This is a genomic window from Paracoccus sp. S4493 (assembly GCF_000967735.1).
Classification (GTDB): Bacteria; Pseudomonadota; Alphaproteobacteria; order Rhodobacterales; family Rhodobacteraceae; genus Paracoccus; species Paracoccus marcusii.
Map to the genome: position 1 here is coordinate 25603 of NZ_JXYF01000008.1, position 13920 is coordinate 39522.

Genomic DNA, 13920 nt, shown 5'->3' on the forward strand with positions numbered 1-13920 from the left:
CATGGTCGTCGTCGCCCTGCTGCGCGGACCGGGCCTGCGCCGTTTTCTGAAAAAATTCCTGGGGATCGACCATCGTGATCGTTGAACTGCTTCTGGTGCTGGGCGGACTGGCCCTTCTGGTTCTGGGGGGCGACCTGCTGGTCAAGGGCGCCGTCGGGCTGTCGCTGAAACTGGGCATGACGCCCTTGGTCGTGGGCCTGACCGTCGTGGCCTTCGGCACATCGGCGCCCGAGCTGCTGGTGTCGCTGTCGGCAGCGCTGAAGGGGTCCAGCGGCATCGCCATGGGCAATGTCGTGGGTTCTAACATCGCCAACGTGCTGGTGATCCTGGGCGTGACCGCGCTGGTGTCGGTGATCGTCACCAAGGGGCACGACCTGCGCGAAAGCTGGGGGATGATGATCGCGGCCTCGCTGCTGCTGATCGGCATCGCCCTGACCGGAGAGATCGGGCGCCTTGAGGGCGTGATCCTGCTGCTGGCGCTGGCCGCGGTCCTGTGGCGGCAGCTGTCCACCGGCCGCGCCGAGGAGACGCAGGCCGACGGCGTGGACGGCGCGACCCTGGGCGCGGGCTGGGGGCGCATCGCGGTCTGGCTGGGCCTGGGCCTGGTGCTGCTGCCGGTCGGGGCGAACCTGCTGGTCAATGGCGCGACCGACATCGCCCGCGCCTTCGGCATCAGCGAGACCGTGATCGGCCTGACGCTGGTCGCGATCGGCACGTCGCTGCCGGAGCTGGCGGCCTCGGTCGCATCCGCGCTGAAGGGTCGGGCGGACATGGCGCTTGGCAACGTGGTCGGATCGAACATCTTCAACATCCTGGCCATCCTGGGGATCACCGCGGTCATCTCTCCGCTGCCCATCCCGCCCGAAATGCTGCGGCTGGACTTGTGGGTGATGCTGGGCGCGGCCCTGCTGCTGTTCCCGTTCCTGTTCCGCGGCATCAGCCTGACGCGGCCGGTGGGGGCGCTGTTCGTGGCGGGCTATGCCGCCTATGCCTGGGTGCTGCTGTGACGGGCGTCGCGCTGGTCACAGGGGCGGCCCGCCGCCTTGGCCGCGCGATGACGCTGGAACTGGCGCGGCGCGGCCATGACGTGGCGATCCACTATGCCGGTTCGGCCGACGATGCCGAGCGCACGGCCGCTGACGCACGCGCCCTGGGCGTGCGGGCGCAGACCTTCCAAGTCGACCTGCTGGACGCCGATGCGACAGCCGCGCTGGTCCCGGACGTCGCATCGGCGATGGGGCCGCTGAGCGTGCTGGTCAACAACGCCTCGATCTTCGAATACGACACGATGCGCAGCGCAACGATGCAGGGCTGGGACCGGCACCTGGGGTCGAACCTTCGCGCGCCCTTCCAGCTGATGCAGGCCTTTGCCGCGCAATGCCCCAAGGCGCGCACGGATGATAATGGCGAGCCTCAGGCCGCGGGCCTGGTGGTGAACATGGTCGATCAGCGGGTGCTGAAGCCCACGCCAGAGTTCATGACCTATTCCATCGCCAAGGCCGCGCTGTGGTCGCTGACGCGCACTGCGGCGCAGGCTCTGGCACCCGACATCCGCGTGAACGCCATCGGTCCCGGTCCGACCCTGCAGGGTGCCCGCCAGAGCGACCGCCATTTCGCCGCCCAGAGGGCTGCGACGGTGCTGGGCAGGGGGGCGGATGCCCAGGGGATCACCGACGCCCTGGGGTACTTCCTGGCCGCGCGTGCGGTCACCGGACAACTGATCTGCGTCGATGGCGGACAACATCTGGGGTGGCGCACGCCCGACGTCCTGGGGCCGGAATAGGCCCGATCCGGAACGATCGGATCATTTTGTCCACGGCACCCCGGCAGACCCCTGCAAGATGCGGATTCTGCAAGATTTTTCTGTCCACAACGGGCCTGAATAAAAATTATCAAGCAATAACAACGCCATTGCGATCTGCCTAAAATAAGGGCAACTTCACGGAACTGTAACGATTGCTGGCCCTGCGGGGTCATCCTCACAGCCCACCCACAGAATTATCCACAGATTCCGTGGAAAGCTTCCTTCTTGCCTTCGGTCCCCGGAACTTGCAGCGGGGCCGAGAATCACCAAGTTCACGTCATGACCCAGAAAACCGGCCACGCCCTCATCCAGGATTACCTTCGCACGCTGGACAGCAGTCCCGGCGTCTATCGCATGCTGGATGCCCAGCAGGCGGTTCTTTACGTGGGCAAGGCGCGCGACCTGCGGGCGCGGGTGTCGAACTATGCCCGGCCGTCGGGCCATTCGGGGCGCATCGCGCGGATGATCCGCGAGACGGCCTCGATGATGTTCCTGACCACGAATACCGAAACCGAGGCGCTGCTCCTGGAGCAGAACCTGATCAAGCAGCTCAAGCCGCGCTACAACGTGCTTCTGCGCGACGACAAGTCGTTCCCGAACATCCTGGTGGCCAAGTCCCACGACTATCCCCAGATCAAGAAGCATCGCGGCGCGAAGTCGGAAAAGGGCGACTATTACGGCCCCTTTGCCAGCGCGGGGGCGGTCAACCGCACGCTGACCCAGCTGCAGCGCGTGTTCCTGCTGAGGAACTGCACCGATAGCGTGTTCGAGAGTCGCACACGCCCCTGCCTGCTGTTCCAGATCAAGCGGTGCAGCGCGCCCTGCGTGGGCCGCATCAGCGCGCCCGACTACAACGCGCTGGTCAATGATGCGGAACGGTTCCTGCAGGGCAAGACCACGACCATCCAGTCCGATCTTGCGACCGAGATGGCCCGCGCGGCCGAGAACATGGAGTATGAGCGCGCGGCCGCCCTGCGTGATCGCATCAAGGCGCTGACCGCGGTGCAGTCGGTGCAGGCGATCAACCCCAAGGGCGTGGCCGAGGCCGACATCGTGGCCCTGTACATGGAGGGGGGGCAGGCCTGCGTGCAGGTCTTCTTCATCCGCGGCAATCAAAGCTGGGGGAACCGCGATTTCTATCCGCGCCTTGGCGGGGCCGAGAGCCCGGACGAGGTGATGCAGGCCTTCCTGATGCAGTTCTATGATAACACCCCGCCGCCGCGCCAGATCCTGCTGTCCCACCCGCCCGAGGATCCGGACCTGACCGCGGATGTCCTGTCCGAGCGCGCCCGCCGCAAGGTCGAGGTGGCCGTTCCGCTGCGCGGCGAGAAGTCCGACCTGGTGACCAACGCGCTGCGCAACGCGCGCGAAAGCCTGGCGCGGTGCATGTCCGAAAGCGCCACGCAGCTGCGCCTGCTGGAGGGGCTGGCCGACGCGTTCGAACTGCCCAGCCCGCCGCGCCGGATCGAGGTCTATGACAACAGCCACATCATGGGCACCAACGCGGTCGGTGGCATGATCGTCGCCGGGCCGGACGGCTGGATCAAGAACCAGTACCGCAAGTTCAACATCAAGGGCACCGAGATCACTCCCGGCGACGACTTCGGCATGATGAAGGAGGTGCTGACGCGCCGCTTCACCCGTCTGCTGAAGGACGATCCCGACCGCCAGACCGAGGCTTGGCCGGACCTGCTGCTGATCGACGGCGGCGCGGGGCAGGTTTCGGCCGTCCACGAGATCATGGCCGAACTGGGCGTCGAGGACATCCCGATGATCGGCGTCGCCAAGGGCCAGGACCGCGACCACGGCAAGGAGGAGTTCCACCGCCACGGCCAGCGCCCCTTCGCGCTGCGCATGAACGACCCGGTCCTGTACTTCGTCCAGCGCCTGCGCGACGAGGCGCACCGCTGGGCCATCGGCACCCACCGCGCCAAGCGCGCGAAATCGCAGATGGCCAACCCCCTGGACGAGATCGCGGGCATCGGCGCGTCGCGCAAGCGCGCCCTGCTGCAGCATTTCGGCAGCGCCAAGGCCGTGGGCCGCGCCGGGCTGACCGATCTGCAGGCGGCGCCGGGCATTTCCGCGGCGATGGCGCAAAAGGTCTATGACCACTTCAACGCCAAGGGATGACAGGTCCGGATCACAGCTTCGCCAGCGGCGCGTTGGCCCTTTCCAACGCCCGCGGCAGGGACTAGCGTGCGGCCATGCGTTGGAACCTTCCGAATATCCTGACCCTTCTGCGTCTGCTGGCGGCCCCCGGGGTCCCGCTGATGTTTCTGTACTTCCACAGGCCCTGGGCCGACTGGGCGGCGCTGGCGCTGTTCATGGGCGCGGCGATCACCGACTGGATCGACGGCTATCTGGCCCGCGCCTGGAAACAGGAAAGCCGCTTTGGCGCCGCGATGGACCCGATCGCGGACAAGGCCATGGTGGTCATCGCGCTGGTGGTCATCACCGGGTATTCCGGGATGAACCCCTGGCTGATCCTGCCGGTGACGATCATCCTGTTCCGCGAGGTCTTCGTGTCCGGCCTGCGCGAATACCTGGGCGACAAGTCGCGCCTGCTTGCGGTGACCAAGCTGGCGAAATGGAAGACGACCCTGCAGATGGTCGCCATCTCGATCCTGTTCCTGGCCACGGGCCTGGCCTATGTCGAACACGGCCTGGCCCCCCGCGTGGGCGAGGTCGGGCTGATCTGGTCGGGCAGCTGGGCGGCGCTTGCCACCTATGCCGGCCTGACGCTGATCTGGATCGCCGCGGCACTGACGGCCTGGACGGGCTGGGACTATTTCATCAAGGCGCTGCCCTATCTGAAGGATTCCCGTCGTGACGGTTGAGGTCCTGTATTTCGCCTGGCTGCGCGAACGCATCGGCCACCCCCGCGAAACCGTGCAGACGGAGGCCGCGACCCCGCGCGCGCTGATCGCCGAACTGGTCGCACAGTCTGACGGGCATGCCGCGGCCTTTGGCGACATCGCGGCCCTGCGCTGCGCCGTGGATCAGCAGCTGACCGATCTGGACGCGCCCCTGGCCGGCGCCCGAGAGGTCGCGTTCTTCCCGCCGATGACGGGCGGCTGATGAGCGCCCGCGTCCAGTCCGACCCCTTCGATCTGGCGTCCGAACTTGCGGGCTTTGGCGCGGGGGCCGGGGCGGTCGTCACCTTCACCGGCATCGTGCGCGACGACGGCGGCCTGCTGGACGCGCTGGAGATTGAGCATTACCCCGGCATGACCGAACGCGCGCTGACCGATCACGGGCTGGCCGCCGCATCGCGCTTTGGGCTGGCCGACTGGCGCATCGTCCATCGCCACGGCCGCATCCCGGTGGGGGGACAGATCATGATGGTCGCCACCGCCGCCCGCCATCGCCGTGCGGCATTCGACGCGGCCGATTTCCTGATGGACTGGCTGAAATCCCGCGCCCCCTTCTGGAAGCGCGAGATCGCGCGCGACGGCACGACGGGCTGGGTCGCCGCCCGCCCCGAGGACGAGGACGCGCTGACCCGGTGGTGAACGTCTTCGTCGTCCGAATACCCATGCCCGGCCGCCGCCCGTGATCCGGCCTGACCTGCGCGGCCTGCTGCGCACCCATTCCGAACTGCTGATCTTTGCGGCGCTGGCCCTGGCCGCGCTGTGGGTGGCGTTCTGGGGTGGCTGGTTCTTTGCGGTCCTGGGCGGGGCTGGGGCATTGGTTGCGGGCAGCCTGGCCTTGGGGGCACTGCGCCGCACGCCGTTTCGCCGCCCCGTCGCCGCCCCCGGCGTGGTCGAGATCGTCGAGGGGGCGATCCGCTATTACGGCGCGACCGACATGGGCGGAGAGATCCCCCTGCGCGACCTGGTCGAGATCCGCCTGCTGCGGCTGGACGGCCATGCGCATTGGCGCCTGCGCAGCCAATCGGGCGAGGCGTTGCTGATCCCCGCCGACGCGGCGGGGGCCGGGGCGCTGGCCGATGCCTTCACCGCGTTGCCCGGTTTGGACATGGGCGCGGTGTCGGCGGCACTGGCGCAGGTGGCCCGACAGCAGGACGCGATGCGCACCGTTTGGCGGAGGCCGGGCTGAGGCGGCTTGACTTGGCCCGTCCGCGTTGCCACCTGTGACCGACCGGAAACCCTTGAAAGGCCTCATCGTCCATGTCCATTCCCCAGCAGGGCGGAGGCCCCATCGAACATCGTGACCAGCTGGCCGCCTATATCGCCAGCGGCGAGAAGCCGAAGGACGCCTGGCGCATCGGCGTCGAGCACGAGAAATTCGGCTATGACGACGCGCGCAAGATGCCGCTGCCCTATGAGAGTCCCGTGTCGATCACGGCCATGCTGGAGGGGTTGCGCGACCGTTTCAATTGGACCCCGGTCCTGGAGGCCGGCAAGCTGATCGGGCTGGAGCGCGACGGCGCCAATGTCAGCCTGGAGCCCGGCGGCCAGCTGGAACTGTCCGGTGCGCCGCTGGAGACGATCCACCAGACCTGCGACGAGGTGAACGGCCACCTGGCCGAGGTCGAGGCCGTCGCCGCCGATATCGGCGCGGGCTTCATCGGCCTGGGTGCGGCGCCGATCTGGGGCCAGGATGACATGCCGATGATGCCCAAGGGGCGGTATCGGCTGATGACCGACTATATGGGTCGGGTGGGCACGCTTGGCACGCAGATGATGTACCGGACCTGTACGGTGCAGGTGAACCTGGATTTCGCGTCCGAAGCCGACATGGTCCAGAAGATGCGCGTGGCTTTGGCGCTGCAGCCGGTGGCCACGGCGCTGTTCGCCAATTCGCCCTTTTTGGACGGCAAGCCCAACGGGATGAAATCCTGGCGCGCGCATATCTGGCAGAACCTGGATGCGGCGCGGACCGGCATGCTGCCCTTCGTCTTCGAGGACGGGTTCGGCTATGAGGCCTGGGTCGATTATGTGCTGAACGTGCCCATGTATTTCGTCTATCGCGACGGAAAGTACATCGACGCCCTGGGCCAGAGCTTCCGCGATTTCCTGAAGGGCCAGCTGCCGGCCCTGCCGGGCGAGGTGCCGACCCTGTCGGACTGGGCCGATCACATGACCACCGTGTTCCCCGAGGCGCGCGTCAAGAAATACATCGAGATGCGCGGGGCCGATGGCGGCCCGTGGCGCAGGCTGTGCGCGCTGCCTGCGCTGTGGGTCGGGCTGACCTATGATCAGGGGGCGCTGGATGCGGCTTGGGACCTGGTCAAGGGATGGGACGCCGAGACCCGCGAGGCGCTGCGCCGGTCGGCGGGCCGCGACGGCCTGCAGGCGCAGGCGGGGGGCGTGAGGATGCACGACCTGGCCCGCGAGGTCTTGGCCATTGCCGAAGGCGGGCTGAAGGCCCGCGCCCGGTCGGGCAACGACGGCCTGGTCCCCGACGAGACGCATTTCCTGAACGCGCTGAAGGAAAGCGTCGACAGCGGCAAGGTCCCCGCCGACGAGTTGCTGGAGAAGTATCGCGGCGTCTGGAACGGCGACCTGACGCGGATCTACGACGAATACTCCTACTGATCGCCGATTGCGTCCCGCGACGTGCCGGGGGGACGTCCCGTCCCCCCGGACCCCCCTTGGGTGTCCCGCATGACGGATGCCGACGCACGCGAGTGTGAGCTGCGCCCGTCCGCGATGTCTTGATCTGGGCCGCCGGTGGTGGCACCCCGGCGCAAAAGATGCGGGGGCATGCGATGCGCGGTGATGTGATGCAATGGGTCGGCCGGTTGGTGGCCGCCGTCTTTGGGCTGGGGGTGCTGGCGCTGCTGGCGGCGGTCGTGCTGCTGATCCGGCAGGCCGAGGGGGTGCCGCCCTGGCCGATCCTTCTGGGGCTGGTGGGTCTGGTCGCACTGATCCTGCTGGCGGGGGCCTGCCTTGCACTGATCTCGATCGCGGTGTCGGCGCGGCGGGGCGTCGATGCGCTGCAGCGGTTGGGCGGAACGCTGCCCGTCGCCGCCGTCGAACCCGAGGCCGCCCCGCCGATGCAGGGGCCGTTCACGCCCACCGGTCTGGCCGCCGCGCCCGTGCGGGCCGTGCGTCCGGGACGCGGGCTGGTCGCCAAGCGCTGAGCGTTACTTGCGGCCGATCCGGGGTTCGGTACCGGCCAGAAGGCGGCTGATATTGGCATGGTGCCGGATGAAGATAAGCACCGCCATGAAGGCCGCGACCGCCGCGATGTCGGTCCGCCCCAGGCCCCAGGCAAAGACCGGGGCCAGCGCGGCCGCCAGAAGCGCGCTGAGGCTGCTGATCCGGGTGATCGCGGCGGTCAGCGCCCAGGTCGCGCAGGCGATCAGGCCCAATGGCCAGTTCAGCGCGATCACCGTCCCCAGGAACGTGGCGACGCCCTTGCCGCCCTTGTAGCGCAGCCAGATGGGGAAGCAATGGCCCAAGAAGGCCGCGCCGCCGGCCAGGATCGCGGCGGTTTCTCCGCCGAAATGGCGGGCCAGCAGGACCGCGATGGCGCCCTTGCCCGAATCCAGCAGCAGCGTGGCCAGCGCGGCACCCTTGTTGCCCGTCCGCAGCACGTTGGTCGCGCCGATGTTGCCGGAGCCGATCTGGCGCAGATCGCCCAGGCCCAGGGCGCGCGTGATGACCAGGCCGAAGGGGACAGAGCCCAGAAGATAGCCGAAGACGGCCCAGAGGATCATGCGTGTTCTCCGAAGACGGGGGTGCCCGCGACCCAGGTGCCCAGGACGCGGCCCTGCATGCGCGCGCCGTCGAAGGGGGTGTTCTTGGATTTGGACAAAAGCGCGAAACGGTCCAGCACGAAGGGTGCGTCGGGGTCGAACAGCACCAGATCGGCGGGGGCGCCGTCGGACAGGCGACCCGCCGAGAGGCCCAGCCTGCGCGCCGGGTTCAGCGCCATGGCGCGGAACAGCTGCGGCAGGGTCAGGCCGCCCTGGTGATACAGGCGCAGGGCCGCGGGCAGCAGGGTCTGCAGGCCCACGGCGCCGGGGGCCGCGGCCTCGAAGGGCAAGCGTTTGGATTCCTCGTCCTGGGGCGTGTGAAAGCTGGCGATGGTGTCGATCAGGCCTTGGGCCACGGCATCGACCATGGACAGACGGTCATCCTCCGACCGCAGCGGCGGCGTGAAGCGGAAGAAGGTCCGGTAGTCGCCCACGTCGAACTCGTTCAGCGTCAGGTGGTGGATCGAGATCCCCGCCGTCACGTCCAGCCCTGCATCGCGCGCCCGCGCCAGGGCCGGCAGGCTGGCGGCCACGGTGATCTGGTCGGCGTGATAGCGCCCGCGCGTCATCGCGACCAGCGCCAGGTCGCGGTCCAGGCCCATCACCTCGGCCATGGGGGAGACGGCGGGGATGCCATAAAGGGATGCGAACTTGCCGCTGGTGGCCGCAGCCCCCGCCGACAGGGACGGGTCCTGCGGATGGCTCACGATCAGCGCGTCCAGACCGCGCGCGTAGGTCATGCAGCGGCCCAAGAGCTTGGTGTCGCGCACCACCCGCACGCCGTCGGTGAAGGCCGCCGCGCCCAGATCGGTCAGGAAGCCGATCTCGACCATCTCGCGGCCCTCGCGGGATTTGGTCAGGGCGGCCATGTGGCGGATGTTCACCGGCGCGTCGCTGGCGCGGCGGGCGACGAATTCCAGCGCCTCGGGGGTGTCGATGGGGGGCGTGGTGTCGGGGCGCGCGATGATCGTGGTGACGCCGCCCGCCGCAGCGGCACGGCCGGCGCTGCGAAAGCTTTCCTTGTGGCGTTCGCCCGGTTCGCCGATCTTGACACCCCAGTCGATCAGGCCGGGCGCCAGCGCGCGGCCGCGACAGTCGATGACGGTGGCGCCTTCGGGGGCGGCTTCCTCGGGCGCGCCGCGTCCGGCGATGCGGCCGTCGGTGACGCGCAGGCTGCCGATGTCGTCGGTCTGGGCCTCGGGGTCGATCAGGCGGGCGTTGCGGAAGATCAGGTCCATCAGGATTCTCCGGCGGCGGCGCGGCCACGGCTGGCGCGCAGGTTGCGGGCCAGCAGGTCCAGGGCGGCCATGCGGACGGCGACTCCCATCTCGACCTGGTCCTGGATGACGCTGCGGTTGATGTCGTCGGCGATGGTGCCGTCGATCTCGACCCCGCGGTTCATCGGACCCGGATGCATGACGATCGCGTCTGGCGCGGCCAGGGCCAGCTTTTCCGCATCCAGCCCGAAGCGGTGGAAGTATTCGCGTTCGGACGGGATGAAGCCGCCATCCATCCGCTCCTTCTGCAGGCGCAGCATCATGACGACGTCGGCGCCGCGCAGCCCCTCGCGCATGTCCTCGTACAGCTCGACCCCCATGTCCGCCACGCCGGCGGGCATCAGCGTCGCGGGGCCGATCAGGCGGATGCGGTTCTCCATCTTGCCCAGCAGGATCAGGTTCGACCGGGCCACGCGGCTGTGGGCGATGTCGCCGCAGATGGCGATGGTCAGGCGCTGCAGCCGCCCCTTGGCGCGGCGGATGGTCAGCGCGTCCAGGAGCGCCTGCGTCGGATGTTCGTGCCGCCCGTCGCCCGCATTGATGACCGCGCAGTTGACCTTCTCCGCCAGCAGGTTCACCGCGCCGGAATGCGGATGGCGCACCACCAGCAGGTCGGGCTGCATCGCGTTCAGCGTCAGCGCCGTATCGATCAGCGTCTCGCCCTTCTTCACCGACGACTGCGCGACGGCCATGTTCATCACGTCCGCGCCCAACCGCTTGCCTGCCAGTTCGAAGCTGGCCTGGGTGCGGGTCGAGTTCTCGAAGAACATGTTGATCTGGGTCATGCCGGCCAGCGCATCGGAATGCTTGACCGTGCGACGGTTCAGGCTGACGTAATCCTCGGACAGGTCCAACAGCGACACGATCTCGTCGGGCTTGAGATGGTCGATGCCCAGAAGATGGCGGGCGCGAAAGCTCATCGGGGGCCTCCTGGGGTCGGTGTTCGCGCGATCTATCGCAGATGGGGGCAGGGGCGGCAAGCCGCGCGGACCCGCCCCGCCGCCGCCTTTCCGCCGATGCGGCGCGAAATGTTGCAGGGCGTGCAATGCCGCCCCTTGCCGCATTTTGCGGCTGCGGATATGGCAGGACGATGCACAGCCGATACCGCCCCCATGTTCTTGCGACCCTGTCGTTGGGCCTGCCGCTGATCGGCAGCCACCTGGCGCGCATGGCCATCGGCGTGGGCGACACGGTCATGGTCGGCTGGTACGGGGTCGAGCCGCTGGCCGCCCTGGTCATCGCGACCAGCTTCTTCCACATCCTGTTCTTTCTGGGCATGGGCTTCGGCATCGGCGTGCTGGGCCTGATCGCCGCCCATGTCGCCGCCGCCCGAGAGACCGAGGTCCGCCGCGGGGCCCGGATGGCGCTGTGGCTGTCGGCCGGCTATGCCCTGGCCGTGATGCCGCTGATGTGGTGGTCCGAACCGATCCTGCAGGCCCTGGGCCAGACCGACACGGTCAGCGCGCTGGCGCAGGATTACCTGCGCATCGCGGGCTGGGGCCTGGCGGTGGTCCTGGGCCAGCTGACCCTGTCATCCTATCTGGCCGCGCTGGAGCGGACGCAGGTCGTCATGTGGGTCACCCTGGCCGGGCTGCCGTTGAACCTTGCGCTGAACTGGGTGCTGATCTTCGGCAACCTGGGCGCGCCCGAACTGGGCGTGCGCGGCGCCGCCATCGCCAGCGTCACCGTCCAGGTGGCCCAGCTGCTGGCCCTGATCGCCTATGCGGGCTGGGTGCCCGTCGCGCGCAAGTACAACCTGTTCCAGCGCTTCTGGCGCCCCGACTGGCAGGCCATGCGCCAGATCGCGCGGATCGGCTGGCCCATCGGCCTGACCATGGTGGCCGAGGGCGGACTGTTCGTCGCCTCGAACATCATGATGGGCTGGATCGGGACGCCCCAGCTGGCCGCCCACGGCATCGCGCTGCAGATCACCTCGATCACCTTCATGGCGCATCTGGGGCTCTCCAACGCCGCGACCGTCCGGGTGGGCCAGGCCAAGGGCCGCGGCGATCGCGCCTGGATGCGCGATGCGGCGGTCACGGTCGTGTGGATGTCGCTGGCCTTTGCCGCCGTGGCCATCATGCTGTACCTGCTGTTTGCCGAACAGCTGGTGCGGCTGTATCTGGACCCGACCGATCCGCAGGCCCCGCAGATCGTGGCGCTTGGCGCGATGCTGCTGATGTATGCCGCGCTGTTCCAGCTGACCGATGCGTTCCAGGTGATCGCCCTGGGCTTCCTGCGCGGGGTCCAGGACACGCAGGTGCCGATGTGGATCGCGGGCTTCAGCTATTGGGTCGTGGGCATGCCGGTGGCCTGGGCGCTGGCCTTTCCCCTGGGCTTCGGCCCCGCGGGCCTGTGGCTGGGCCTGTGCGTCGGGCTGACCTTTGCCGCGGTGCTGCTGATGCGGCGGTTCTGGCGCGGCCACGCGCGCGGGGACTGGACCCGCGCCGCGGCCACGGTCTAACCTGCCCTCAAACAGGAGCTTTTTCATGCGCGCCGTCTTCGTCCAGTTCCGCTGCGAGCCCGGCAGGACCTATCAGGTCGCCGAGGCCATCTACGACCGCGAGGTCGTCAGCGAGCTTTATTCCACCTCCGGCGATTTCGACCTGATCGCCAAGGTCTACATCCCCGAGGACCAGGATGTCGGCCGTTTCCTGTCGGACCGACTGTTCGACATTCCGCATATCAGCCGCACCCTGACCACCATGACCTTTCGCGCGTTCTGATGCCGCCCTTTGTGCCCCTGGTGGCGGGCCTGCCCGCGACCGTGCCCTTTGTCGGCCCCGAAACCCTGGAACGCCGCCGCGGCGTGTCCTTCGCCGCCCGCCTTGGTGCGAACGAGAGCGCGTTCGGACCCAGCCCGCTGGCCGCCCGCGCCATGCGCGAGGCCGTGGGCCAGGTCTGGAAATACGGCGACGCGCCCAGCTTTGATTTGTCCCACGCGCTGGCGGCCCATCACCGCACCACCCCGGACAGCATCATGGTCGGAGAGGGCATCGACGGCCTGCTGGGCAACCTGGTGCGGATGATGGTCGCGCCGGGCGATGCGGTGGTCACCTCGGACGGGGCCTATCCGACCTTCAACTATCACGTCGCGGGCTTCGGTGGGGTGCTGCACAAGGTTCCCTATCGCGACGACGCCGAAGATCCCGACGCCCTGGTCGCGCGTGCCCATGCCACCGGCGCGCGGCTGCTTTATCTGGCCAATCCCGACAATCCGATGGGCACCTGGCACGACGGCACGGTGATCGCGGCGATGCTGGACCGGCTGCCGCCCGACTGCCTGCTGGTGCTGGACCAGGCCTATGCGGAATTCGCGCCGGCCTCGGCCATTCCCGACATCGCGGCGGACGATCCGCGGGTGATCCGCATGCGGACCTTCTCCAAGGCCTATGGCCTGGCCGGGGCGCGCATCGGCTATGCGATCGGCGCGCCGGACCTGATCGCGGGTTTCGACCGGGTACGCAATCATTTCGGGGTGAACCGCATCGCCCAGGCCGGGGCGCTGGCCGCGCTGGCCGACCAGGGCTGGCTGGCCCATGTCGTGGCCGAGGTTCAGGCCGCCCGGCTGCGCATCGCCGATATCGGCGCCGCCAGCGGCCTGACCGCGCTGCCCTCGGCCACGAGTTTCGTGGCGCTCGACACCCACCGCGATGGCGCCTTTGCCCGCGCCCTGATCGCCGCGCTGGAGCGCGAGGGCGTGTTCGCCCGCATGCCGGGTGTCGCCCCCCTGGACCGCTGCATCCGCATCAGCGCCGCACCGATCCACGAACTGGACGTGTTCGAGGACGCGCTGCCCCGCGCGCTGGCCGCCCTCAGTCCCGCATGAAGCGGCGGCGGGCCTCCTCGGCGATGGCCTGACGCATCTGCAGCCGGGCGATCTCGGCCAGCAGGGCCGCGCGTTCGGGGCCCTCGGGCATGTCGGACAGGCGGGCCCGCGCGGCGATCACCTGCTTCTTCAGCACGATCTCGGGCGGCAGCACCCCGGCCTGCGCCATGATCCGGAACCCCGCCGCCGTGGAATCCGTCTCGATGGGCCGGTCGGGCAGGGGCCTGCCCTCGCCCTCAATCCCCGTCAGCTTGCCCTCTGCGCGGGCCTTCAGCATCATCCGCTCGGCGATCCGCTCCAGCCAGCCCATCCGCGCCTCCTTTGCGCCTTGCCGAAAAACCTT

16 protein-coding genes are annotated in these 13920 nt (G+C 68.7%); 12 read left to right on the forward strand and 4 right to left on the reverse strand.

Going from position 1 to position 13920, the window contains the following annotated elements; all coding sequences use genetic code 11:
• Window positions 1–74 precede the first annotated feature (74 nt).
• The 9 genes from TW83_RS01830 (at window position 75) to TW83_RS01870 (ending at window position 7853) form a co-directional block, all read left to right on the forward strand.
• A complete protein-coding gene (locus TW83_RS01830; protein ID WP_045981070.1) occupies window positions 75–1007 on the forward strand; it encodes a calcium/sodium antiporter in 933 nt (310 codons plus the stop codon).
• Entirely contained in the window at window positions 1004–1783 is a 780-nt protein-coding gene (locus TW83_RS01835) for an SDR family oxidoreductase (protein WP_084697201.1), read from the forward strand. Before TW83_RS01830 ends, TW83_RS01835 begins: the two co-directional genes overlap by 4 nt.
• Before the next feature lie 300 nt (window positions 1784–2083).
• Entirely contained in the window at window positions 2084–3934 is a 1851-nt protein-coding gene (uvrC, locus tag TW83_RS01840; protein ID WP_045981071.1) for an excinuclease ABC subunit UvrC, read from the forward strand.
• A 74-nt stretch (window positions 3935–4008) separates the two neighbouring features.
• The gene (gene pgsA, locus TW83_RS01845; protein ID WP_045981072.1) at window positions 4009–4641 is read left to right on the forward strand and encodes a CDP-diacylglycerol--glycerol-3-phosphate 3-phosphatidyltransferase; all 633 of its coding nucleotides are present in this window, start codon (window positions 4009–4011) and stop codon (window positions 4639–4641) included.
• Complete coding sequence (gene moaD / locus TW83_RS01850) at window positions 4631–4882, forward strand: molybdopterin converting factor subunit 1 (protein ID WP_045981073.1); 252 nt, start codon at window positions 4631–4633, stop codon at window positions 4880–4882. Before pgsA ends, moaD begins: the two co-directional genes overlap by 11 nt.
• Window positions 4882–5316, forward strand: coding sequence for a molybdenum cofactor biosynthesis protein MoaE (locus tag TW83_RS01855; protein WP_045981074.1), 435 nt, complete (start codon window positions 4882–4884; stop codon window positions 5314–5316). Before moaD ends, TW83_RS01855 begins: the two co-directional genes overlap by 1 nt.
• A 40-nt stretch (window positions 5317–5356) precedes the next feature.
• The gene (locus tag TW83_RS01860) at window positions 5357–5863 is read left to right on the forward strand and encodes a hypothetical protein (RefSeq protein WP_045981075.1); all 507 of its coding nucleotides are present in this window, start codon (window positions 5357–5359) and stop codon (window positions 5861–5863) included.
• 71 nt (window positions 5864–5934) lie between these two features.
• A complete protein-coding gene (locus TW83_RS01865; RefSeq protein ID WP_045981076.1) occupies window positions 5935–7305 on the forward strand; it encodes a glutamate--cysteine ligase in 1371 nt (456 codons plus the stop codon).
• A 173-nt stretch (window positions 7306–7478) separates the two neighbouring features.
• Window positions 7479–7853 carry a hypothetical protein gene (locus TW83_RS01870; RefSeq protein WP_045981077.1) on the forward strand — a complete coding sequence of 125 codons (375 nt, stop codon included), beginning with the start codon at window positions 7479–7481 and terminating at the stop codon, window positions 7851–7853.
• Between the two features lie 3 nt (window positions 7854–7856).
• Here TW83_RS01870 and plsY read toward each other — a convergent pair whose 3' ends face one another.
• The 3 genes from plsY to TW83_RS01885 are packed head-to-tail and all read right to left on the reverse strand — an operon-like array spanning window position 7857 to window position 10668.
• On the reverse strand, window positions 7857–8432 hold the full coding sequence (gene plsY / locus TW83_RS01875; protein WP_045981078.1) for a glycerol-3-phosphate 1-O-acyltransferase PlsY: 576 nt from the start codon (window positions 8430–8432) through the stop codon (window positions 7857–7859).
• Window positions 8429–9709, reverse strand: a complete 1281-nt coding sequence (gene pyrC, locus TW83_RS01880; protein WP_045981079.1) for a dihydroorotase — start codon at window positions 9707–9709, stop codon at window positions 8429–8431. Before pyrC ends, plsY begins: the two co-directional genes overlap by 4 nt.
• Window positions 9709–10668: an aspartate carbamoyltransferase catalytic subunit gene (locus tag TW83_RS01885; RefSeq protein ID WP_045981080.1), complete on the reverse strand. Its 960-nt coding sequence runs from the start codon at window positions 10666–10668 to the stop codon at window positions 9709–9711. Before TW83_RS01885 ends, pyrC begins: the two co-directional genes overlap by 1 nt.
• Window positions 10669–10838: 170 nt before the next feature.
• Here TW83_RS01885 and TW83_RS01890 point away from each other — a divergent pair, with 170 nt between their 5' ends.
• From TW83_RS01890 to TW83_RS01900, 3 genes are read left to right on the forward strand one after another with little or no spacing between them, the layout of a single operon-like run.
• Window positions 10839–12212: an MATE family efflux transporter gene (locus TW83_RS01890; protein WP_045981081.1), complete on the forward strand. Its 1374-nt coding sequence runs from the start codon at window positions 10839–10841 to the stop codon at window positions 12210–12212.
• A gap of 25 nt (window positions 12213–12237) precedes the next feature.
• A complete protein-coding gene (locus TW83_RS01895) occupies window positions 12238–12474 on the forward strand; it encodes an Lrp/AsnC ligand binding domain-containing protein (protein ID WP_045981082.1) in 237 nt (78 codons plus the stop codon).
• Complete coding sequence (locus tag TW83_RS01900) at window positions 12474–13577, forward strand: pyridoxal phosphate-dependent aminotransferase (RefSeq protein ID WP_045981083.1); 1104 nt, start codon at window positions 12474–12476, stop codon at window positions 13575–13577. The genes TW83_RS01895 and TW83_RS01900 overlap by 1 nt, the downstream gene beginning before the upstream one ends.
• Here TW83_RS01900 and TW83_RS01905 read toward each other — a convergent pair.
• On the reverse strand, window positions 13564–13887 hold the full coding sequence (locus tag TW83_RS01905; RefSeq protein ID WP_045981084.1) for a DnaJ family domain-containing protein: 324 nt from the start codon (window positions 13885–13887) through the stop codon (window positions 13564–13566). The two genes, TW83_RS01900 and TW83_RS01905, sit on opposite strands and share 14 nt — an antisense overlap.
• Window positions 13888–13920 lie beyond the last annotated feature (33 nt).